The organism is Paraflavitalea devenefica, from assembly GCF_011759375.1.
GTDB lineage: Bacteria > Bacteroidota > Bacteroidia > Chitinophagales > Chitinophagaceae > Paraflavitalea > Paraflavitalea devenefica.
In genome coordinates, this window is the sequence record NZ_JAARML010000005.1 from 265303 (window position 1) to 288490 (window position 23188).

At 47.2% G+C, this 23188-nt stretch carries 17 protein-coding genes; 4 read left to right on the forward strand and 13 right to left on the reverse strand.

Annotated elements, in window-relative coordinates; genetic code table 11:
* Position 1: 1 nt before the first annotated feature.
* On the reverse strand, positions 2-1630 hold the full coding sequence (locus HB364_RS25920; RefSeq protein ID WP_167291332.1) for a tetratricopeptide repeat protein: 1629 nt from the start codon (positions 1628-1630) through the stop codon (positions 2-4).
* 195 nt (positions 1631-1825) lie between these two features.
* Between HB364_RS25920 and HB364_RS25925 the strand changes: the two genes are divergently transcribed.
* Positions 1826-2674, forward strand: a complete 849-nt coding sequence (locus HB364_RS25925) for a hypothetical protein (RefSeq protein ID WP_167291333.1) — start codon at positions 1826-1828, stop codon at positions 2672-2674.
* Between the two features lie 17 nt (positions 2675-2691).
* On the opposite strand, the gene HB364_RS25930 is transcribed toward HB364_RS25925, so the two are convergent.
* Positions 2692-4218, reverse strand: a complete 1527-nt coding sequence (locus HB364_RS25930) for a serine hydrolase (protein WP_167291334.1) — start codon at positions 4216-4218, stop codon at positions 2692-2694.
* 276 nt (positions 4219-4494) lie between these two features.
* Here HB364_RS25930 and HB364_RS25935 point away from each other — a divergent pair, with 276 nt between their 5' ends.
* The gene (locus HB364_RS25935; protein WP_167291335.1) at positions 4495-5076 is read left to right on the forward strand and encodes a molybdenum cofactor guanylyltransferase; all 582 of its coding nucleotides are present in this window, start codon (positions 4495-4497) and stop codon (positions 5074-5076) included.
* On the opposite strand, the gene HB364_RS25940 is transcribed toward HB364_RS25935, so the two are convergent.
* From HB364_RS25940 to nirB, 10 genes are all read right to left on the reverse strand, one after another.
* Positions 5045-6214, reverse strand: a complete 1170-nt coding sequence (locus HB364_RS25940; RefSeq protein ID WP_167291336.1) for an acyltransferase family protein — start codon at positions 6212-6214, stop codon at positions 5045-5047. The genes HB364_RS25935 and HB364_RS25940 overlap by 32 nt on opposite strands.
* 15 nt (positions 6215-6229) lie before the next feature.
* On the reverse strand, positions 6230-7726 hold the full coding sequence (locus HB364_RS25945) for a rubredoxin (RefSeq protein WP_167291337.1): 1497 nt from the start codon (positions 7724-7726) through the stop codon (positions 6230-6232).
* Between the two features lie 4 nt (positions 7727-7730).
* On the reverse strand, positions 7731-11243 hold the full coding sequence (locus HB364_RS25950) for a nitrate reductase (RefSeq protein WP_167291338.1): 3513 nt from the start codon (positions 11241-11243) through the stop codon (positions 7731-7733).
* A 35-nt stretch (positions 11244-11278) separates the two neighbouring features.
* Positions 11279-12580, reverse strand: a complete 1302-nt coding sequence (locus HB364_RS25955) for a NarK family nitrate/nitrite MFS transporter (protein WP_167291339.1) — start codon at positions 12578-12580, stop codon at positions 11279-11281.
* Between the two features lie 20 nt (positions 12581-12600).
* Entirely contained in the window at positions 12601-13479 is an 879-nt protein-coding gene (locus HB364_RS25960) for an ABC transporter ATP-binding protein (RefSeq protein ID WP_167291340.1), read from the reverse strand.
* A gap of 31 nt (positions 13480-13510) precedes the next feature.
* Positions 13511-14296 carry an ABC transporter permease gene (locus HB364_RS25965; RefSeq protein ID WP_167291341.1) on the reverse strand — a complete coding sequence of 262 codons (786 nt, stop codon included), beginning with the start codon at positions 14294-14296 and terminating at the stop codon, positions 13511-13513.
* A gap of 21 nt (positions 14297-14317) precedes the next feature.
* On the reverse strand, positions 14318-15544 hold the full coding sequence (locus HB364_RS25970; protein ID WP_167291342.1) for a CmpA/NrtA family ABC transporter substrate-binding protein: 1227 nt from the start codon (positions 15542-15544) through the stop codon (positions 14318-14320).
* Between the two features lie 36 nt (positions 15545-15580).
* Complete coding sequence (locus HB364_RS25975; RefSeq protein ID WP_167291343.1) at positions 15581-17170, reverse strand: alginate export family protein; 1590 nt, start codon at positions 17168-17170, stop codon at positions 15581-15583.
* 88 nt (positions 17171-17258) lie between these two features.
* The gene (gene nirD, locus HB364_RS25980; protein ID WP_167291344.1) at positions 17259-17609 is read right to left on the reverse strand and encodes a nitrite reductase small subunit NirD; all 351 of its coding nucleotides are present in this window, start codon (positions 17607-17609) and stop codon (positions 17259-17261) included.
* Positions 17610-17798: 189 nt separating this feature from the next.
* Positions 17799-20300 carry a nitrite reductase large subunit NirB gene (gene nirB, locus HB364_RS25985; RefSeq protein ID WP_167291345.1) on the reverse strand — a complete coding sequence of 834 codons (2502 nt, stop codon included), beginning with the start codon at positions 20298-20300 and terminating at the stop codon, positions 17799-17801.
* A 191-nt stretch (positions 20301-20491) separates the two neighbouring features.
* On the opposite strand from nirB, the gene cobA reads away from it, so the two are divergent.
* Positions 20492-21268, forward strand: coding sequence for a uroporphyrinogen-III C-methyltransferase (cobA, locus tag HB364_RS25990; protein ID WP_167291346.1), 777 nt, complete (start codon positions 20492-20494; stop codon positions 21266-21268).
* Positions 21269-21378: 110 nt separating this feature from the next.
* A complete protein-coding gene (locus tag HB364_RS25995) occupies positions 21379-22080 on the forward strand; it encodes a Crp/Fnr family transcriptional regulator (RefSeq protein ID WP_167291347.1) in 702 nt (233 codons plus the stop codon).
* Positions 22081-22228: 148 nt separating this feature from the next.
* Here HB364_RS25995 and HB364_RS26000 read toward each other — a convergent pair whose 3' ends face one another.
* A complete protein-coding gene (locus tag HB364_RS26000; protein WP_167291348.1) occupies positions 22229-23008 on the reverse strand; it encodes a hypothetical protein in 780 nt (259 codons plus the stop codon).
* Positions 23009-23188 lie beyond the last annotated feature (180 nt).

A 23188-nucleotide genomic window follows, 5' to 3' on the forward strand; every position in this document is an offset into this window, starting at 1 on the left:
GCTAATATTTCTCCCATTCCCAATGCTCTGATAACATCCTGTATCGCTTTATATCAGTATCGTTGCTGTCGCCCCATTTTGTTTGTCCAAGATTGTCGCGAATTTCGTAACGGACCAGGAAACATCGGGGATCGGTATTGTTTTTTGCAATAGCCCTGTCAATTTCTTTCATAGCCTCATTGTATTTTTTTAATTGATTGAATACAGAAGCCCGGTACATATTGATCCTATAATCCTTTAATCCAAGCTCTTCAGCTTTGTTTATGTTATCAAGTGCATTATTAAAACAGTTTTTGGTGTCATCTCCCCAACCTAAATAAGGGCCTCGGTGAAAATGTGCAAGGGCACGGGCAAGATACAGTTCGGGAGCTTTTGGATGCTGGCTGATGATGGAGTCAAAATGAATAACCGGATGATCAGCACTGGAGTGGTTATACCCAAACTCTTCTGCTTTTAGCCAATGCCTGAAGGCCGATTTTTTGTCTCCATCGAGGTATTCAGCCCTTGCAAGCGTAAAGTAAGTATCGCAGTACTCAGATACTCCCTGAGGCCGGTCGTTTAAATGATTGTCGGGTATTTCTTCAATGGTCGTCTTTAAATCGTCAATGGCCCCTTTATAATCCTTAAGGTATTTCATTTTGAAATTTGCCCGGTCAATGTTTGCATTGGTGCTGCCTTTTGAAACGGCACACATAGTACTATAATCTGCTAATGCTTTGTCGTACTTTCCCAGTTTAATGAACAACTCTATTCTCGTTCTGTAATTTTGCACTTTACTTTCCCAGTCCTCTTGCCACTTGTAGGTTTTGCAATTGATGGCCAACGAAATATTTTCGATCGCTTTCTCGTATTCCAGGGTTTGGGTATATGCGCTGCTAAGAAGGTATAATATTTCGCAATTTTTAGTGCCATTGTTCTTTTCAATTCCTTTCTCAATATCCGCAAAGGCTGGTTCGGGCTGGTTATTTTGAAGGTAGTAGGTAGCCCTCTTGAGATAATAGGAAGCCGGAAGGTCTTTATCCGATAAAAAAGAAAGGTCAATGCCGGGTTGGTATTCAAGATAACCATTGGCCGGCAATTGCTTCACCGTATATAAAGTCAATCCGTTTCTGAGCAATGCGCTGTTCCTGTCATGGCCGCCCTCATTGGTGTAGGTATTGCTATCCTGCTTAGACCGGTAATACTTGAAATAACCTCTTTGTATTACCAGTGAATCTATTCCATCCCGGAAGCCCATACCATTTTGGCCCATGATCCCGATCATATCAATCATCATGGTATCTTTCTTGTATATGATGTACATTCTTTGGTTTGATCCGGCATCTGAATAGCTATTTTCATCTATATCTGCTGTTGACGGCAAACTAAATCCGGAAGCACGCCCGTTGATACGGGCTTTGCTATATCCCTTTAATAGTTTCGGGTATAGAAATGTTTCCTGGTAGATCTTTTCTCCGGCCAGAATAAATGTCCTGATTTTTAAAGAAGTGTCGGTGAGCAGGTCTATCTTATCAAGTTTGTCATTGTACAGGTTGTTAATGATTAACCCACCCCCGCCACCTGGCTGTCCGTACAATTGCCCGGTAAAAAGCAGCAGTAAAAAAAGAAAGTTCCTGTTTACAGCATTCATGTACAAAATGTGAAGATGGTAAAATGAGTATCTCCTGATTCCGAGATTACAAAATTTGGATGAAACAACAGAGGATTTATGCATCTTAATCGTTGGAGGTATGTTAAATGGCAGAAAACATAGCTTCCTTGCTCCCGATCAATTATTATATAGCTGTGGATTTTTATATGTAAATTAGGTGATAGCTGATCTGCGATGATGAAGATATTGCCTTATATCGTGTTATTCATTTTTTGCCAGAAGTCCCCGGACCCTGGTATGCTACCACCGAATGGATTTGAAAAAACGCCTCAAGTAATATCCATTAAGAAGGGTATTATCCCGGAAGCATCAGGCATTGCCGATAGTAAAAGAAACGCCGGTTATTTATGGGTACAGCAAGACAGTGGTAATCCTCCTTATGTCTATTTATTAAAACACGACGGCACGATAACGGATTCTGTATTCATTGAGGGTGCTGACAATAGGGATTGGGAAGATATGGCCCTTGCCGGTAGTCAACTGTATATAGCTGATATTGGTGATAATAATGCGGCCCATTCTCAATGCACATTTTATTATTTTACAGAACCAGCCCGAGGCACGCACAAAATTGCTGACTTCAAAACAATCCATTTCAAATACCCGGATGGTGCGCATGATGCTGAAGCATTCCTGGTAGATCCTGGTACGAAAGATATTTATATTATCACCAAGAGGGGGGAGAAATCGAAAGTCTATAAACTCGTTTATCCGCAAAGTACCACCGCATTAAATGAAGCCGTGTTTGTGGCCAATCTTGCCTTCAATGGTGTGGTAAGTGCCGCCATTTCCCCCGATGCCAAAGAGATCATTGTAAAAACCTATACCCACCTGTATTATTATACCAAAGAGGCTTCCCAGTCTATAGCTGCGGCGCTCGAAAAACAACCTTCCACCTTGGATTACCAGGTAGAAATGCAGGGAGAAGCCATTAGTTTCAGGCTTGATAACAAAGGCTTTTATACCCTCAGCGAAAAGAATTTTAATGTTATACCATCCCTTCATTATTATAAGCGGAAGTGAATAAGCTGTACTTTAGGTCATTTTAAAAGTTGTTCCAATACTTTCTTGCCACCTTCGTTTTTGGGATTGAGTTCAACCGATTTTTTATACATGTTGACTGCTTCATTTTTGTGTCCCATTTTTAAAAGAATCTCCCCGTAACTGTCGTAAGCGTTCCAACTGTTAGGAAATAATTCTGTGTTGAGCTTGAAGGTTTCATAGGCTTCCTGGTATTTGCGTTCTTCCGGAAAATGAAAGGGATTTGGGTTGTTGCTGCCTCCCATAAAATCATATCCCAGGTAATTCAATTCTTCTTCACTGAGTTGATAATGTAAGGTGTCTTGTTTTAATGAATTGACCGTATCACTGGCTGCAACAGCACCGTCCTTCAGCAATACACGGGCGTAAATAGCCGCTAAACTTTTTTTGGGAAGTGATACCTGAACGCCATTGAGTATTTTCAATGCCGCAAAGCCTAAGGGCTGAGCGTTAGTATAGTGAATATTGTCGAAGATGATGATGGTCTGATGTTGGGAGATATTTCTTATCAATATGCAATTGATGCCAGTAGCATTCCCATTGTGATAAACCGCCTTTCCAAATGTGGTATCAGTTGATACTTCCCATCCCAATCCGAAGTTTCCGGGATTATTGTTCCCATTATTTAGTTTTACCGGTGTAAAGGCTTCATTAATTAGAGACGCCGGCAACAGCTTACCATTGTAATAGGCCTTATCGTAGTTGAGTAAATCATGAACGGTACTTACATAATCTCCGAATCCTGAAAAATTATAGGCCGACCAATAGTTGACGATATAAGGAACTTGTGTTGCTTTGACCAGGCTGTCTGAATAGCGGTGCGGATAAAGATAAGCATAGGCCAGTGGAACCTTGTTAGAGTCACTATATTGAGACCGCATTGATAAAAAATGTGTATTGGTCATATTGGCAGGCCGCAAAACATACCTTGTTATGTAGTCAGGGTGCATCATGCCGGAAACTTTTTCGATCAATAGTGCCAATACTATAAAATTCACATTGTCATACCTTCCTTTATCGCCGGGTTGATAAAGTAATGGCTTTGGATTTGACACCACACCGTCCATGAAATCAGCATTGGTAAATACTCTTTCAGGTTGTTGCTTTCTTATACTGTCAAAAAAAGCATTATAGGGAGGAATACCCGAGGTATGAGATAGAAGATGTTTGATAGTAATTTTTTCGTACGGAAACCAGGGCAAGTATTTTTTTACAGGATCACTTATCTTTAGCTTGCCGGATTGGGATAGTTGAAGTATAGCTGTGGCGGTAAGTGTTTTGGACAGTGAGGCAATAACGAATGCTGTGTTATTGGTATTGGCTATCTTTTTTTCAAAATCGGCATACCCAAATGATTGTTCATAAATAATTGCTCCGTTTTCTGCTACCAATACATTTCCATTGAACTGCCCGCTTTCAGCCAGTGCTGAAAAGTATTTTTTCAAAGCCACCTGTTTAGTTTGGCCAAACAGATGAGTGAAGCTTAGCAAAAGAAGAGGAAGAATTTTAATTTGTTTGTTAAACATGAAACGATTTGTTTAAGAGAATCAATATTGTCATTCTTTTGGCAATGGGCATGCCTGATACTTAAATAGAAATAAATCAACTATTTATATAGCTATATGCCTATAACGCCGTTCGTTTTCAATACAACAGATGTACGCTTATATTACAACTAAGAGGTCCTGTTTTTATAATCTAATTACAAACGATTACCAGATTATCCAGTACATTAAAAAGGCTTAATCTATTACGATTATTTTTTATAGCTTTAACTTATAGAAACTCTCAATCAAACCGGCATGTTGGGCGTAGTATTATCCGGCGGGCTAAGTTCCCGCATGGGAACCGACAAAGGGCTGATGAAGCTGGAGGCGAAGACCTGGGCGCAAACAGCGCTGGATAAGCTCACCACTTTACAGCTTCCAGTGGTTATTTCTGTAAATGCCACACAATATGAAACCTACCCGGCTGTATTCCCCGCAGAACAATTGGTAAAGGATAATGAGGGCCTGGATATCCACGGACCACTGGCTGGTGTGCTGAGTGTGCATGTTCAATACCCCCAGGAAGACCTGCTGGTGCTGGCCTGCGATATGCCACTAATGGATCCGGTGATCATAGAACAATTGATTATAGCGTACAGGAATAACGAGGAAGAAGCCTATGTATTTACCAATGGTGGAGAGCCGGAACCGCTGTGCGCTATCTATACTGCCAAAGCATTGGCCGCCACCCTCCAACGCTACCATAATCGTGAACTGTCAAAGCATAGTATGAAGTTCATGCTGGAGCACCTGGTGGTCCATTTCATCCCTTTACTGCCAGGCCAGGAAAAGTTCTTCCGCAACTTTAATGCGCATGCGGAGTTGAATGGGTTGTAGTTTTGGGTTTCAGCCACCGGCGGCAGAGCTGGTAAATGGGTTTCTCCACAGCTATATACAGCACTATACTTACTATCCATAATAACACAAAGTTCCTGTCGGGGAGCAATACCCAGGATTTGATCTTCAGGTTTACATAACTGATGTGTACGAGATAAAAGGCAAAAGAAGCATTTCCTAAGAATACCATTACACGGGAAGCAAAAAAACGCTGTACCCAGGTCTTTTCTTCCATCAGGCCGGCAAAGGAGATAACGGTAAATACAGGCAAAATAAACAACAGGATGAGCAGGCCGGGCAGGGTATCGGTGCCATGCTGGTAGATATTTTTTGGAAAAAGGCCTATGGTATAACAGGTAATAAAAATACCTGCTATACCTATGAGGGTTTTGTGCGGTAGTTGCTTTAAGAAGGTGGTACGGCCGCTTTTCCAGGCGCCCGCCAGCAACATGCCCGCCAAAAACTCCGTACTGCGTCCGAAAAAAGTGGAATGCAGGAGGAAGTCGGCTGGGTAGAAGAATTTTCCGGGATTGCCATTTACCTGATGCCAGGTATAGCCAACGGCCCATGCTGCTGCCAATAAAGCAATTAAAAAAGTAACCAGGTACAACAGGTGTTTGCGCTGAAGCAGGCATAGCAATGGCGCCAGCCCGTAAAAACACATTTCTACATTCAGCGACCAGGCCTGTGCCAGGCCATCCAGGTTATGAGCGTTGGAAAAGGCATGTGCCAGTGAATAGGTAAGTGGGGTAAAGGCCCCCTTGCTATAAGGGGTGTCTAAATAATAGCAGGTAAGAATGAGCCAGTATAAAGGCATGATCCGTGCAAGTCTTAACCCAATATACCGCCAGTAGGCGCCAGGAGATTGTAAAGGCTTCTCTCCGTAGGTGTACGCGATGAGAAAACCGCTAAGCACAAAGAAGAGGGAAACCCCAATATGGAATTCATTCAGTAGGCGGATAACTTCAACAGGCAGGCTATCGCGCCAGTATTTGCGGTTGTGGTAAACAAATACCAGGCAGGCTGCCAGGCAACGAAAACCGGTCAACGCATTAAACCTTGTGGGTTCTGGAGGCAGATTTTTTCTCTCTACGGCAGGTAGTGGAACAGGTTCCGCCACCAATGTTGTCAGGGGCATAGGCCGATAAAGATACTATAAACCCTGTACCGCCAAAACTGGTTTTCCTGCAACCATAAAGTCGTTCTTACCTGCTTCGCATACCGGACAGCAATAGCTGGCCGGCAGGGCGGCAAAGGAAGTCCCTTTGGGAATGCCATTGGCCGGCTCGCCATAAGCTTCATCATAGATGGTAAGACAGTGCTTGCACTGGTACACCAGTGTTTTGGCTTCACCGGCAGGAACCGCTTCTTTTTTAGGTACGCTGGCTTTTTCCTGCGCCACGATATCGGTAAGCTGCTGCTTATAATACAGGAGGATGGCCCGGCGCAATTGCTCTGCCAGCAACACCTTGGGGTTGTTGCTGCTGAATACAAAACCTGTCCGCTCATTGGGATTGAAATTCTGTGCGCATAAGATATCGTATACAAAGAACATCTCTATACCGGCAATGGTAAGCAGGGGCCTGCGCCTTACCAGTAGGCTACTGAATACTTCACTTTTGCGTCTTGTTTTAATGCCAATGCAAATGCCAAAGGTGCGGGTGTCTTCATTGTTCAGGCGCTTCAGCAGGTAACGCTTCAGCTTTAATCCGGCCGCACAGTTATCCTCTACCTGGAAATTGAGCTCGTTGGCTGCATGACGTACATTCACCTGGTGACGGGCCAGCAGGTTATTCCACAGGTGACGGTTTTTCTCGGTAATGTTTTTAATGATCAGGGATTTCCAGGGTGTAGAACATACCTGTCCGATCTTGGTTTGCAGGCACAGGCGGCAGATGTCTTTCAGGAAAGCAATGTTGAATAACTCATCCCGCCGGTAAATGCCGAGCCAATACTTGTCGTGGTACCTGTTCAATCCTTCATAATAGGGTAGGTTGAAGCCGGGCAGCCGGGCAGGCGCTTCCGCAGTTTTGGTGATATAACTTTCCTGTCTTACCCGCTGAAAGAGGTCGTCGCCATTGGCCTGCTTGTTGTCATAAAACAGCTCCTTATGCTGCAGGATGATGTTTTCAATATGTTTCGACATCCGGGCCACATCATTGGTATATACCATTTCCTTCCACTCATAGATAACGTTGGTACGGGGGAAACGGATAAAGAGGTGCCAGAAGTGCTGGGCCTGGGCGGAGGCCACCCAGTTGATATTGCCGGTCAGTAAAGGCGTAAAGCTCTGGTTGCTGTCGGAAATATTGATCTTCAGCCGGGGCTGGTAATCCACCAGGTCGAAGATGTCTTTGTACACCCCTTCACTGAGCCAGGTTTGGTTGATGAATACTTCTTCGGCAGGGTAGGAGCTTACAATATTGGGATGACGGTCTTCATCCACTTCATACTCCACATCCAGTTGTTTCAACTGCTCCTCCAATACCGGGAAGTCTTCATTGACTACATCAAACAGCAATTGCTGACGCAGGCCAAACCGCACTTCCGTAATACCGGCTTTGCCGGCTGCAATGAGTATATTCAGCAGGTCGCCGGGGGAGATGATGCCGCCCTGAAAATTGATCTTGATGGTGTACGTGTACTTCATGGGTTTACTCAGTTATAGGTAATGCTTCCTGCGTTTGCAATTGCTTCTCCAGTATAGCCTGCACTTCCGGCCTGCAGCTTCCACAGCCCAGTCCCGCGCCGCTGGCCTGGCACAAGGCTTTCAGTTCCGTGCATCCCTCTTTGATCTTGTTCACAATGTTGCCTTCGCCAATATTACCGCAACTGCACACCAGCTTGCCAATGGCCGCTTCTGCTTTTTTGCCGGACCTTAATAACTGCAAACGCTTCTCACTTAGTTCCATTTTGTTCTGTATCAGGTCGCGGAACTCCAGGAACTCCGATTTATCGCCGATCAATATAGCGCCCACCAGCCGGTCATTGTAGATGATACATTTCTTGTAATAACGTTTTGCCTTGTCAATGAATACTACCTCTTCATAGCCAGGATCGGCAGGACATTCAGCCAGTCCCAGCGAGACCAGGTCGGTGCCATGCATTTTCAGGATGTTCATGAGCAGCGAACCATCATAGTATTTGGAAATATCGCCTGCCAGGTAACGGGCAACAATTTCCGCCTGTTGTTCGGCGGCAGCCGTAATGCCGTAGAGGAAGCCTTTGAATTCTGCGATCTCACCGATGGCATACACGTTGGGGTCGTTGGTGCGCAGGTACTCATCTACTACTACACCACGCTTGCAATCCAGTCCGCTGGCGCGGGCCAGTTCAATATTGGGTACGGTACCGATGGCAATTACAATGGCCTGGCAGTTGATCATCAGGCCGCTCTTCAGGCGGATGCCTTCTATCTGCTGACTGCCCAGGAAACGTTCTATTTCATCGTTGTAGTAAATATCAATGCCTTTATCGGTCAGTTCCTCGTGCAGGAGCTGACTACCCAGCGGATCAAGCTGGCGGTCCATAAGGCGGGAGATACGCTGTATCACGGTCACTTCCACATTCACTTCCCGCAGGGAGGCGGCCAGCTCAATACCTAATAAGCCTCCACCTACAATCACTACTTTGCCATTGGCCGGATCAACGTGGTTCTTAAAGTTGTCTGCATCTACCCGGCTGCGCATGGTGAAGATGCCGGGCAGGTTGGGGATGTCACGCAGGAGGGCAGCGCGGCTGCCGGTAGCCATGAGTAACAGGTCATACTGATGGGTGTGGCCATGGCTGTCGGTAACTGTTTTGGCGGCCCGGTCAATATGCTCAATGCTTACACCGCGATGCAGGGTAATGTTATAATCATATTCTTCCTGGTCGGTCATTTTCACCAACTGGTTCCATTCCTGTACACCGCTGATATAATCGGGCAGCATCACGCGGTTATAGAAAGGGAAGTTCTCTTTGCTGAACACCACGATCTCATCTTCCGTATTCAACGCCCGGTAGCTCTTTACAAAACCACAGGCGCCGGCGCCCGCACCAATCACGATGATCTTTTGCTTTGGCTTTTGATAGCGTGTTACCTGTACGGCACTGAACTTAAAATCAGGCTCTTTACTCTTAGGGTCTACCAGGTTATTGGTGAGGTTATTGGCCCGGTTCAAGTCGTTGTTCAATACCTTACCCCAGTGCATGGGCAGGAATACCACGCCCGGTTTAATATCGGTAGTTAGTTTGGCTTTCACCCTTACTTCACCGCGGCGGCTGTTGATCACCACCACTTCATTGTCGCGGATATTGCGGGTCAGCGCATCATCGGGGTGTATCTCCAGGAATGATTCGGCAATGTGTTGATTCAATTTGTTGACCTTGCCCGTTTTACTCATGGTATGCCATTGATCGCGTATACGGCCGGTGGTGAGGATGAGGGGGAAGTCATCATCGGGCATTTCCGATTCATTGCTGTCGGGGAATGAATGGATGATGGCTTTGCCCGAAGGCGTATAGAATTGCTTATCGGTAAACAGGCGCGGGGTGCCATGACCGTTCATGACTTTATTGTACGGCCATTGTACACTGCGTTTTGCTTTTAATATGTCATAGTTCAGGTCGCTGATGTCAATGCGGGTACCGGCTGTTAAAGCTGCATGCTCTTTGTAGATATCTGCAAAACTGTTGTAGTCAAATCCTTTGTAGCCCATCTTTTGGGCAAAGCGGCAAATGATCTCCGCATCGGGCAGGGCTTCACCGGGGGCGTCCACCACTTTTTGCAGGTAGCTGATGCGGCGCTCCGAATTGGTCATCGTGCCTTCCTTCTCCGTCCAGGCGGCGGCAGGCAATACCACATCGGCATATTGCAGGGTTTCGGGCCGGTTGCTCACATCCTGCACCACTACAAATTTTGCTTTCTTCAGGCCTTCTTCTGCCATGCGTACATCGGGCAGACTGATGAGGGGATTGGTGCACAGTATCCAGATGGCTTTTAACCGTCCATCATTCAATGCCTCGAACATCTCTGTAGCCGTGAGTCCCGGTTTGGGGGCTATCTTGCCGCCTCCCCAGAATTTTTCTACTTCCTCCCGGTGGGAAGCATTGAGCAGATCACGGTGGGCCGGCAATAAATTGGAAAGTCCGCCTACTTCACGGCCTCCCATGGCATTGGGTTGTCCCGTTAAAGAGAAAGGCCCCGAGCCGGGTTTGCCGATATGGCCGGTGATAAGGTTGAGGTTGATCAGGCTGAGGTTCTTGTTTACGCCGATCACACTTTGGTTGAGCCCCATGGTCCACATGGTAATGAACCCTTTGGCCTTGCCGATATAAGAAGCAGCCAGGCGGATGGCTTCTTCTTCCACGCCACAGATCACGGCTGCTTCGGCCACACTGCGCTCAAATACGGTATGCCGGTATTTTTCAAATCCTTCCGAGTGATGCTGAATGAAATCATGGTCTATGCGGTCTTCCTCTATCAGGCAGCGGCCAATGGCATGGTGCAACACCACATCGGTGCCGGGGTTCAGTTGCAGGTGCACATTGGCGAGGGAGCAGGTTTGTGTTTTGCGGGGATCGCTTACAATGATCTTCAGGTTGGGATTGGCCGCTTTGGCCGCTTCCACACGCCGCCATAAGATGGGATGACACCAGGCCGGATTGGCGCCTGCCACCAGGATACAATCAGCGAGTTCTATATCATCATAGCTGATAGGAACACTGTCTTCTCCCAGCGCCATTTTATAACCCACTACTGCGCTGCTCATGCACAGGCGGGAGTTGGTATCAATATTGTTGCTGCCAATAAAACCCTTGATGAGCTTATTGATCACATAATATTCTTCTGTTAGACATTGCCCCGATGCATAAAAAGCTACGCTATCGGGACCATACTTCTGGATAAGGGTTTTGAATACGGCTGCTGTTCTGTCCAGCGCCTCCTCCCAGGTAACCCGCTGCCGGGGCTGGTGACGGCTGTACCGCATTTCGGGATACAATAACCTGTCGCTGGTATCCATCACGGTATAATGCAGGTTCATGCCCTTGCTGCAGAGCATACCTTTATTTACCGGGTGATGAGGATCTCCTTCCACCCGCAGGCTGCCATTCTTTTCCTTGTTCACAATAATGCCGCAGCCTACGCCACAATAACAACAGGTTGTTTTATACGATTCATTCATAGAATACATTAAAATCTGTCTTCCAACTTCGGTTTTTATTTCGCTCTTTGCAAGGCCGGAGCCACTTCAGCTTTATCTTCTTGCTTACTTACCAGTCTATAGATTAAAATGATCACACCAGTCACAAATACGCCTGTACCTAAGTAAAAGAAGGCATCGGCATAAGGCATTCCTTTAAACAGGAAGCCGATGGCCATAGCGCCCACATTACCACCAGCGCCTACAATACCTGCTACGCTGCCCACTGCTTTGGGGTTGATGAACGGCACAATGCTGTAGGTAGCACCATTGGCCATCTTGAGGCAAAGACCAAAGAAGAACAGGAGGGCAATGGCGGCGCCCAGGCTGCCTGCTTTGGCAAAGAGGATGATGCCGATCCCTTCCAGCAACAGCAGGATGGTGAGCAGGTTCACTTTGCCATTAAAGCCAAAACGGTTGCCTACTTTATCAGATACAATACCACCTACGGCACGTGCAAAAATGTTGAGCCATCCGAAGATGCTGGCCAGCAGGCCCGCCATGATGATGCCGGCGCTGTATTCGTCGTGGAAATAAGTGGCGGCAAAATTATCCACTGTGATCTCCACGCCGAAGCAGGCGGCATACGCAATAGTGAGTATCCAGGTACGATAATCTTTGGCAGCCAGCAGGAAGGTGTTTTCTTTCTTGCCGGTATTGCGTTCTATCTCCTCAAAATTGCCTTGTGGTGTATCCTTGGTATAACGGAAATACAGGAAGGCCATTATCAGCAATAAGATGCCGGGAACGATCATGGCCAACCGCCAGCTATTCTCTTTGCTTACCCAACCCAGGCCCACAAAACCTGCTGCGATTAATGGCATAATGATCTGGGTAGCACCACCACCGGTATTGCCCCATCCGCCGGCTACTGCATTGGCAGTGCCTTTGATATTGGGAGCGAACATCACAGAGGTATGGAATTGTGTCAATACAAAAGAAGCGCCGATGACGCCAATGGCCAGGCGGAAGATGAGGAAGCTGGTATAACTTTGGCTTAATCCGATCAACATCACCGGGATGGCGCACAGTATCAGCAGTAAGGTATAGGTCCTGCGTGGTCCCCATACATCACAAAGGCGGCCAACGATGAGCCGGGCAATGATGGTAGCTGATACAGAGGCAATACCGATATTTCCCTTTTGGGCTTTGGTCAGATGCAGTTGTTCACTTACCAATGGCATTAACGGTGCAATACCAAACCAGGCAAAGAAACAAAAGAAGAAAGTGAGCCAGGTAATGTGAAAAGTGCGCATCTGTACGCCCTTCAGGGAGAATACCTTTAATTTTTCAAGCGGTTGATTGTTGATGAGAGCCATAATAGTTTTTTAATGATTCGTTAGGCATGTATATCGTCAATAGAGAATTTTTCTATCAGCAGGTTCAGGAGCTTGTCGTGGATCCGTATATATTCCGGGTCATGCACGATCTCCTTTTTATTCCTGGGGCGGGGCAGTGGTATATCCACTATTTCCTTGATGGTGGCGGCTGGGCCATTGTTCATGATCACCACACGGTCCGATAAGAAGATGGCCTCTTCAATGTCATGGGTTACCATTACAATGGTCTTCTCCCGGTTGTCGAGGTTCCACAACTTCAATAATTCCAGGTGCATATTGCTTTTGGTGAGTGCATCGAGCGCGCCGAATGGTTCATCCAGTAATAAGATGGAAGGATTGATGGCAAAAGCCCTGGCAATGGCCACGCGTTGTTTCATTCCGCCCGATAATTGTCCCGGCAACTTATCCTTGTGTGGCCAGAGGTTCACCATCTTCAGGTTCTTTTCCACCAGCTCTTTTTTCTCCGCAGCCGGCTTGTTCTTCAGGGCGGCGTCTACCGCTTCATAAATGTTCTTATATACACTGAGCCAGGGCAGCAGGGAATAGTTCTGGAAAACGATGCCCCGGTCGGGACCAGGACTTGTTACCACATTCCCATTGGCTACAACCGTTCCTTTAGTGGGCTTCACCATGCCGCTGATGGTGCCCATAAGGGTTGATTTGCCACAGCCGGAGTGACCGATGAGCGAAACGATCTCACCTTTTTTGATCGTTAAAGAAATATCCTGTACAGCCGTATAAATGCCTTTGGGTGTTTTAAAACCGACGGTCACATTGTTCACGGCAATACTGTCCTGGTTCAATACCGGGTTCAGTATCTCTTTATCAACGGCAGCCAGTTTGTCTGTGCTGTTAGGTTTTATAGATGGAAGGCTCATTGTACGTGTTTTTGAATGTTAAAAAATAAGATCAGCTTGCATACGTGAACCGCTTTTGCAGCGACATAAACAGTTTATCGAGCAGCAGCCCCACAATGCCAATGATGATGATGGCTACCAGTATCTTGGCCACACTGCCACCATTAAAGCCTTCTTCCCATACAAAATACCCCAGGCCAATACCGCCGGAGAGCATTTCCCCTGCCACGATCACCATCCAGGCCACGCCGATGGAAAGCCGCAACCCGGTGAGGATATGCGAAAAGCTATAGGGCAACATGATCCTGGTGATGTATTTCCAGGTAGAGAAGCCAAAAGCCTTGCCTACGTTCTTATGATCTTGCGGAATATGTGATACGCCAAAGGCGGTATTGATGAGGGTGGGCCACAGCGAGCAAATGAAGATCATAAAAATGCTGGCCTTGGGGGAGTCCTGGAAAATGGCCAGCCCCAGCGGGAACCAGGCCAGTGGTGAAACGGGCCTTAACAGTTGTACAATAGGATTGATGATATTCATTACGGGTTTGCTGGCGCCCATCACCAGGCCGAGTGGGATAGCAATGAGACTGCCCAGGCCAAAACCGGTGGCCACACGGCCCAGTGAGCTCAGCAGCTTGGTGCCGATGCCTTTGTAATCCGGATCGTCCTGGAAAGGGTTTTGCATTACTTCTTTGAACACAACCCATGTCATCCGCGGAGAAGGGATCTCATTTTTGGTGGAAGCTGAAATCAGCTCCCAGATACCACCCACCAGCGCTATCCCTGCTATAAAGTACAGCAGGGAGGATAGTGTTTTGAGTGAAAAAAGAGTTTTCATGCTTATTATAGTTTAGCGTGATTATCGTTTGGTTGTTTTTAAGTAAGCCGCCACGTTATTGGGATCAAAGGATACATCATACGCGGTTTTGAATGGCTGCATATCCGGTTGTACCGGTACGCTCATTTCTTTGGCTACTTCTGCAAACAGGTCATCGAGGATTAATTTTTCCACGATGCCTTTGTAGTCAGGATCTGATTTCAAATAGCCAAACCGTACATACTGCGCCAGGAACCAGGTAGCGTGTGATTTGCGGGGCATATTTACGATGCCATTGTTATAAAAGGTCATGTAATCATCCTTGTACTTTTGTACACCCAGTTCACAACCCAGGTCATAAGAACCTGCCAGGCGGGCTTCAATTACTTGTAATGGAGCATTTACATAGTTGGGTTTGGTAAGCCAGCTTGCTGCTTTTTTCCGGTTGCCCATATTATCGAGCCATTTGCAGGCTTCAATAATGGCTTTCATCACTTTCTTTAAGTCTTCCTTGTCGGTAGCTGCGAAGTTGGCATTTACCACCAGTGCTTTTTCCGGGTGGTGCTTCCACAGGTCCTGCGTAGAGATATGGGTGAATCCAATATTCTGGGCAGCAGCGAGGCCATTCCAGGGCTCACCTACACAATAGCCTTCCATATTGTCTACGCGCATATTGGCTACCATTTGCGGCGGGGGGATGGTAATAATGCCGACTGATTTCTGGTTGATGCCGGCAGCAGCCATCCAGTAACGCAGCCATATATCGTGTGTGCCGCCGGGGAAGGTCATAGCAAAGGTTACTTCTTTACGTCCCTGTACTGTTTTTACAGCGCCTGCTGCTTTGTTCACTTCCTTAAACCCTGCCAGTCCGCAGAACTCTTTGGAGAGCGTGATAGCCTGGCCATTGTTGTTCAGCACCAGGGCAATTTTCATTTCAGTACCAGCCTTGCCGCCAATGCCTGTGTACACAGAAAGGGGCATGGAGAACAGGCAATGGGCGCCATCCAGTTCACCATTGATGACTTTATCGCGTATGTTGGCCCAGGAGGCTTCTTTTGAAAGCTCTACATCAACGCCGTATTTTGCGAACAGGCCTAACTCTTTCGCTGCTACCAATGGTGCGCAGTCGGTGAGTGGTATAAACCCCAGCTTGATCTTCCTGGCCGGTGTAGGCATTTTAAAGGAGGATACACTGGAAAATAGAAGTACGAGGCCTATGAATAGGAGGGATTGTTTTATATAGCGTGTCATGTTTGTTGTTGTTTGCATACCTGAAAATTTGTTTTGCTTCATCATCGTTGTTGCCTATTGCCTGATCGCTACGGGTTTGCTATAGAAAAAGTCCGGGCGGATATTGATCATGGCATAAAACCATTGACCTGTTCTCCGGTACGTATCTGCTACTGCATCGGTAGTGGCCTGTGCTTTGGCAAAGGGCATGCTGGTAGTTGCCTTCATAAAAGAGTAACCCAGCTCTATATTGGTAAACTTGTTCAGATTATAGTTCAGTAAAAAGTCGATCTCAGAGCCAAGGCCTTTGCTGATCACGGTACCATCGGCTTTCTTCATATCCTTGTGCAGGGCGAAGTAGTGATAGTCTACCCCGGCGCTCAACGCATTGCCGGTAAACTTGGCTTTCATATAAAAGTTCTGCAGGCCGCCGGCAGGAGAGCCGGTCCCTACGTAGAAGTAATCCATATAACCCCAATGCCTGTGTGGCGTGCCATACAGCGGGTCAAAGCGGTTATTTTTAGCGGAAGGATTAACGGCATCATTACCGGAAAGCACATCATAGCCCGGGCCAAAACTTATTTTGCCCTTTTGGTAGATACCTGAAATGGTATAGTGGTAAGCATCCAGCTTTACGCCATCGCGGTCTTTACCCGATTGTGCGTAGTAAGCGCCCTGTAAAGCGATCTTGCCAAAGCCTGAAGCATTGCCAATGGTATGATTGATCATTAAACCATAGGTATAGCGACTGCTGGTGCCTGAGTAATCGAAGGCGTCGGAACTGCCGGCACTGGCAAAACGCCGTCCATATACATAACCGCCATTGGCAGTTACGGAATCAATTTTATATTTTCCAAAATTGTCGTTGAAGAAGAGGGCGGAGAACTTTGTCTGGTTGAATTTGCGGCTGATGTAAACGCTGGTGAATGATTTATAATCCTGCGTGGCGGCATTGGTGCTGGCCGGATTGCTGAAAGCAGGATTGCCTGTTTTGCTGCTGTTGTTGGCGATGCTGCCACCTGCCGTGAGGGGTAATATGCCAGCGGGTGTGGGCACCAAAGTACCGGCTGAGTTTTTGATATAAGGAGGCACATTGCCGGGCACATAGGAGGTGCCTGTGATGCCAAAGGCGTCTGAGTTTTGGTTAAAGGCGTAGCCAACATCTACCTGCCAGCCTTTATGCACCATTTTGAGCAAGGCCATATCATGACGGCGGCCTTGTTGCAGCCAATCCAGGTTGCCTATTAAACGTACATCATCATAGATCAGTTCCTGCCGTCCGATCTTAATGGAGAGCTGGTCAACTAATTTAAATTTAAAAGTGGTGTCTGCTTTGTTGGCGAGCATCACTTCTGCCCAGCCTTCATGCAGCATAAGTCTGTTGCCATCTGCAGGAGAAATGGAAGATGCGTCCTGGCCCCATACACGCACGTCCTGTACAGAAACGCCAAAGGTTACCTTGTCCCACTTGTAACCGAAGTTGAGCCTTGTTCTTTGTGAAGTAAATGTTGCTGCCTTTGAACCAACGGGCACAAGGTTGCCGAGCCCGTTACGAACCTCGGTACGTGTACGCAGTTGGCCTGTTAAGGAGAACTGCCCGTTTGTGTTGATGACGAAAAGCAGCATACACGAAAAGAGACTGAGTTTTGCAATGAAATTCTTCATAGCTTTGTTTTGGTTTTAGATTGTTTGCGATTTAAAATCACGGCCCGTGTGCGACGCCAATCTCCACGGGCTTTTTTATTTAAACTCTTTATTCTTCTACTCCTATATATACTACACCTGCTTCTACTTTCACTGCATAAGTCTTGATCACATAATCATCACCACTGAGGCATTCACCGGTGCTGAGTGAAAATGTTTTCTTATGAAAAGGGCAGGCTACCTTGGGTTCATCGTTCTGGGAACCGATCATGCCGCGGCTTAAGGCCATTTGCTGACGATGCGGGCATTGGTTTTGGGTAGCATACCATTCATTGCGACGGGTAAAATGGAACAGGGCTATCTGTTCATCTTTGTGCTTTACGCATACACCACCATTTTCCGGTACGTCTTCTACGCGGCAGGCGGGAAACCAGGTAAGTGTTTGTTCGAGTGTGGGCATAGATATATAGTTTGGTCAATAAGAACCTGTGCCCCGGTCCCGCTGTTTAGCGGGACGGGACTTCGTTGGTTAATACAAAAACATTCAGGCTGCTTCTGTATTGATCAGAGCAGACAAACAATCGTTAGAGGAGAAATAGGAAACAGGTTAAGTGTGTTGCTTTGAGAGAATGAATGACGGATCAGAGACTTACTTCCATTCTGTAGCTCGTTTTTGACTTCTCATGGGTTCAAATTGTACAGTAGGATCTTTTTCTTCCGGTGCATTGACAAAGTGATTGAACCGTTTACGCAGTTCAGGACTTTCTACCACTTCCTTCCATTCGCATTTATAATTGTCTACCAACAGTTGCATTTCTGCTTCCAGTTGTTCAGCAACGCCCAGGCTGTCATGCACCACTACATTTTTCAGGTAAGAAATACCGCCGTCCATCTTATTGAGCCAGGTGGCCGTCCTTGTTAACGGATCGGCGGTTTTTATATAAAACATGAGAAAACGATCAATGTATTTAATACAGGTTTCGCTGTCCAGGTCAGTACCCAGCAATAAGGCATGTTGTGGCTTAGAACCGCCATTGCCGCATACGTAGAGGTTCCAGCCTTTGTCGGTGGCAATGATGCCAAAGTCTTTTGACTGGGCCTCTGCACATTCACGGATACAACCTGATACGGCCGACTTGAGTTTATGCGGCGCGCGCAGGCCACGGTACCTTTCTTCAATCTGGATGGCAAAGCTTACACTGTCGTGCAAACCAAAGCGGCACCAGGTGCTGCCTACACAACTCTTCACAGTACGCAGGGCTTTTCCGTAAGCATGTCCGCTTTCAAAGCCGGCAGCGATCAGCTCTTCCCAGATAGCAGGCAGGTCGCTCACATGCGCACCGAAAAGGTCAATGCGCTGACCACCGGTGATCTTGGTATAGAGATGATATTTCTGTGCTACCTGCCCGATAACGATGAGCTTTTCCGGTGTGATCTCGCCACCCGGTATACGGGGTACTACAGAGTAAGTACCGCCTTTTTGAATATTGGCCAGGTAACGGTCGTTGGAGTCCTGTGCAGTAGCATTGCCTTTCTGCAGGATCATTTCATTCCAGAGGCTGGCAATGATAGAGGCGATGGCGGGCTTGCATATTTCGCAACCATCGCCTTTGCCTAATTTATCCAGTGCTGCATCATAACTTTTCAGGTCATGTACTTTCACCAGGTCAAACAATTCCTGGCGACTGTATTGGAAGTGTTCGCACAGTACATTGCGTACATATTTGCCCTGGGATGCCAGGGTGTGTAGCACCAGGTCTTTCACCATCGGTACGCAACCACCGCAACCAGTACCTGCTTTGGTACATTTCTTCACTGCATCTACCGTTTCACATCCCTGCTCGCTTACGGCGCTGCAAATGGCTGCCTTGGTGATGCTTTCACAGCTACAGATGAGGGCTTCATCGGGCAGACTGGTTACGCCGGCGCCTGCTTCAGCAGATCCACCGCGTGCACCTAATATTACATCTTCCGGATTGGGAGGAAGTACTACTTTGTTCTTGCAGGTTTGCAGCAGCATATTGTATTGCTCTGCATCGCCTACCAGGATACCGCCCAGCAGGTGCTTGCCATCATTGCTGATGTTAATGCGTTTGTACACGCCTTTGAGGGTATCTTCCCACACAATGCTGCGGCCTTCTTTGGGATGTACGAAAGGATCGCCAAAGCTGGCAACATCTACACCGATCAGTTTGAGCTTGGTGCTCATGTCAAAACCGGTAAATGCTTTTTCACCGCCTGTGAGGTTGGCAGCTACCACATCGGCCATTTCATAGCCGGGTGCTACCAGTCCATAGATCATACCTTTATGTAAGGCACACTCGCCAATAGCGAAGATGTGCGGATCGGTGGTCTGTAATTGATCATTCACCACAATACCGCCGCGGTGACCTGTCTCCAGGCCGCAGAGCTTGGCTACCTCATCACGGGGTTTAATACCCGCAGAGATCACCAGCATGTCTACATCAATCGTGGTATCATCGGCAAACTGCATAGCTGTGATGCAGTCATCGCCCAGGATGGCGGTGGTGTTGGTGTTGGTGCGAATGTGCAGGCCCAATGCTTCCAGCTTGGTGCGGAGGGTGTGGGAGCCGGCATCATCTATTTGCCGGGGCATCAGCCGGGGGGCAAACTCGATCACCTGGGTATCAGTAATACCGAGGTCGAGCATGGCTTTGGCCGCTTCGAGGCCCAGTAGTCCGCCTCCGATCACAGCGCCTTTCTTAGCATGGCGTGCGTAGGAGGTCATCATCTCCAGGTCTTCGATGGTGCGGTAAATAAATACGCCTTGTTTTTCAACGCCGGGAATGGGCGGCACAAAAGCAGAAGAACCGGTAGCCAGGACCAGGTAGTCATAGCTTTCGGTGATGCCTTTAAAGGAGTGAACGGTTTTATGGGTCCGGTCAATACTTTGTACCGGATCACCCAGGTGTAAACGGATCCCATTATCGGCGTACCATTCAGCAGGGGCGAGTGTCAGTTCGTCTGCTGATTTGCCGGCAAAGTATTCGCTCAGGTGAACCCGGTCATACGCGGGCCTCATTTCCTCTCCAAATACGATCAGCTCAAAGGGCTGTTCCCCCTGTTTGGCCAACAGTTTCTCGCAAAACTTGTAGCCAACCATTCCGTTTCCAATGATGACGATTTTCATGCAGTGCCTTGATTTTAAGTGTTAATGACTGCGAGCAAGCAAACATTAATAAAAAACGCATGTAACAAAGTGGCATGTAATCGTCAGAAATAAATTATGTTTTCTGTGACTTCTGTCATAAATTTAGGAATAATTATATTAAGCAACAAAGAATAATTTTCAATATATTCATATAAATAAAATAATAATACATGATGGAGCCCCGATTATCCCTGGTGGGAGCGGGTCCTGGAGACCCGGAGCTGATTACCCTGAAGGCTATTAAAACACTACAGCAGGCCGATGTAATATTATATGATGCACTGGCAAATGAAGAATTATTATCATATGCCAAACCGGGCGCTATTACCCGTTTTGTGGGCAAGCGCTATGGCTGCCATGCTTTGTCCCAGCAGGAAATCAACCACGTGATCATAGAAATGGCGCTGGCCCATGGTCATGTAGTACGCTTAAAGGGCGGCGATCCCTTCGTATTTGGCCGTGCCCAGGAGGAAATAGCAGCGGCCCGGGAAGCGGGCATCCCGGTACAGGTAGTGCCCGGCATCTCCAGTGCGGTGGCAGTACCGGCGGGACAAATGATCCCCTTAACCTGCCGGGGCATCAATGAAAGTTTCTGGGTAACCACCGGCACCACCCAATCCGGGGAAATATCAGCCGATATTAAGCTGGCGGCCCAGTCATCGGCCACCGTTATTATCCTAATGGCTATGAGCAAGTTAGAAGCTATTATGGAGATCTTTGCCGGCCATGGGAAGGGCGATACGCCGGTAGCCATTATCCAGGAAGGCACCACCAGCCGGGAAAAGATGGTAATGGGTACCGTACGGGATATCGTATTCAGGGCGCAGTATGCAGGGTTAGGAAATCCGGCCGTTATTATAGTCGGGGAAGTGGTAAAGTTGCATCCAACGATGCTGCCTGGTTTGGAATCCCAGGTCGCAGATGCTTATGCGTCCCGGCAGCAGTGATGTATTATATATAATAATATATGCACTAAATTGCGCTAACGATTGTAAAAACCGTCATTTGAAGATCGAAACTTTAGTCCCAAAACCTAAACGATCTTATCTTCACGCCCATGAAGTCGGTTAAAACCAGTTGTGACCTACAGCATTGTTTTTTGTGTAAGCGTTGTTTAAAAGAATGGATACCTGCCATTGAAGCCAATAAAAAGAGCTACCAGTTTAAAAAGGGAGAGCTCATTTTCCGGGAAGGCGACCCGGTAACCGGTATTTATTTCTTATATGATGGCAAGGCAAAAGTGCACAAGAAATGGGGCGAGGAAAAGGAGCTGAATGTGCGTTTTGCCCATCAGGGGGATATTATCGGGCACCGGGGACTGGGTAAGGACACCATCTACCCGGTATCGGCCACGGCCCTGGAGACCTGTACGGTTTGCTTTATTGACCTGGCATTTTTCAAGACCACCCTCAAAGTAAATACTGAATTCACGTACGACCTGCTGATGTTTTATGCCGAAGAGCTGCAGGAATCAGAAAAACGGATGCGCAACCTGGCGCACATGCCCGTGAAAGGACGCATTGCCTATGCCTTCCTGATATTGAAAGAAAAGTTTGGCCTTACGCCGGAGGGCTTTATCAATATTTCGCTCACCCGGCAGGACATCGCTTCTTATGCCGGCACCACGTATGAAACCGTCTTCCGCATAGTGACCGATCTTACCCAGGCCAAAATTATTACGGTTGATAATAAAGACATTACCATCCTGGATGAAGCAGCATTGGTACGCCTCACCCAGGAAGCGGAGAATGGGGGGTGAGTGGGCGCCTGATGCGCTGTATATGCTCTGCAATAGGCCTGCGAATGGCCTCCGACTTGCACTGGCTCCTCAATGAAAACAGGCTGTCTGAGAGCACTCCAGTGCAAGTTTTAGCGGATAAACGTGCCTTATCCCGGCCTGGCTGATACTATAACCTGGCTATGATGGCCAATGCGATTAACCACACACCGCCAATGATCAACCCTGTCCTGTTAGGTGCCCGGAATAATCTCAAAAACAGGAAATAAAGTGGTATGATAAAAAAGCTGCCGATTATAATAGCTACGACCATTTTGAGGTCCATAGCCTCCGGGAAAGGCTTTTTCAACATCCAATGCGATATGGCCGTCCAGATGATATAGACGGAAACAAAGGCAGTAGTAAGAGATATTGCTCCAGGTAATCCATTCGTACCTTTCTCTGCCCCAAAATCCAGGTATCCCCGGCGCCAGCCACCATCATAAGTTGATATGCGAAAAGCTTTCTGAATACGCACACCACCCAATCCCACAAAGAAAGCAATGCCTGTAATAACCCAGAACCAAATTCCGAATGCATTGGAAATAGCCAGCGGATTGATAAAACGCTTCACCTGATTGGTTGATCCCGCAATCAGCCCCATGAACAGGAGGAATGCCAGGTAGATGAACAGCCGGGAGTTTCCTTCGCCGTTATTGATTTGCGGAGCTGATGAGGAAATAGGCTGCACCGGATCAGCAGGCTTATCCGCTACGTGAGGTGACCTGAACAACTGGACCAGCAGTTTTACGAGGAAGTAGAGAAAGACGCCCCATCCCCCAACTACCACAATGATTGACATGATCCCTCCTCCGTCACTTTTTGTCATAGATCTGAATACCAGCATGAAAATGATGAATGCAAGGCATAATACAATGAGATTGGTTAAGTTCTTATTCGGCTTTGCCATATAAGCAGTTTTTGGGGTTAGTGATGGTGGTTAGTGTAAAATAATTTAAAACTCGGAAAGAAAACCCGTATCTCTGCGAAGATTGCTTTTTTGACAGTTGTCAATAAGCCTTTTGTCATCTCATTTCCCCCTTTTGTCTACCCCCATTCGGTTAAACGCAGGATAATGGTAGCTTGCAGC

Coding starts and splice junctions, on each gene's coding strand:
- HB364_RS25940 (WP_167291336.1), bottom strand. CDS start 6,214: ATGCCCCTGACAACATTGGTGGCGGAACCTGTTCCACTACCTGCCGTA.
- HB364_RS25960 (WP_167291340.1), bottom strand. CDS start 13,479: ATGAGCCTTCCATCTATAAAACCTAACAGCACAGACAAACTGGCTGCC.
- HB364_RS25945 (WP_167291337.1), bottom strand. CDS start 7,726: ATGAAGTACACGTACACCATCAAGATCAATTTTCAGGGCGGCATCATC.
- cobA (WP_167291346.1), top strand. CDS start 20,492: ATGATGGAGCCCCGATTATCCCTGGTGGGAGCGGGTCCTGGAGACCCG.
- HB364_RS25950 (WP_167291338.1), bottom strand. CDS start 11,243: ATGAATGAATCGTATAAAACAACCTGTTGTTATTGTGGCGTAGGCTGC.
- HB364_RS25920 (WP_167291332.1), bottom strand. CDS start 1,630: ATGAATGCTGTAAACAGGAACTTTCTTTTTTTACTGCTGCTTTTTACC.
- HB364_RS25995 (WP_167291347.1), top strand. CDS start 21,379: ATGAAGTCGGTTAAAACCAGTTGTGACCTACAGCATTGTTTTTTGTGT.
- HB364_RS25935 (WP_167291335.1), top strand. CDS start 4,495: ATGTTGGGCGTAGTATTATCCGGCGGGCTAAGTTCCCGCATGGGAACC.
- HB364_RS25970 (WP_167291342.1), bottom strand. CDS start 15,544: ATGCAAACAACAACAAACATGACACGCTATATAAAACAATCCCTCCTA.
- HB364_RS26000 (WP_167291348.1), bottom strand. CDS start 23,008: ATGGCAAAGCCGAATAAGAACTTAACCAATCTCATTGTATTATGCCTT.
- nirB (WP_167291345.1), bottom strand. CDS start 20,300: ATGAAAATCGTCATCATTGGAAACGGAATGGTTGGCTACAAGTTTTGC.
- HB364_RS25975 (WP_167291343.1), bottom strand. CDS start 17,170: ATGAAGAATTTCATTGCAAAACTCAGTCTCTTTTCGTGTATGCTGCTT.
- nirD (WP_167291344.1), bottom strand. CDS start 17,609: ATGCCCACACTCGAACAAACACTTACCTGGTTTCCCGCCTGCCGCGTA.
- HB364_RS25955 (WP_167291339.1), bottom strand. CDS start 12,580: ATGGCTCTCATCAACAATCAACCGCTTGAAAAATTAAAGGTATTCTCC.
- HB364_RS25925 (WP_167291333.1), top strand. CDS start 1,826: ATGATGAAGATATTGCCTTATATCGTGTTATTCATTTTTTGCCAGAAG.
- HB364_RS25965 (WP_167291341.1), bottom strand. CDS start 14,296: ATGAAAACTCTTTTTTCACTCAAAACACTATCCTCCCTGCTGTACTTT.
- HB364_RS25930 (WP_167291334.1), bottom strand. CDS start 4,218: ATGTTTAACAAACAAATTAAAATTCTTCCTCTTCTTTTGCTAAGCTTC.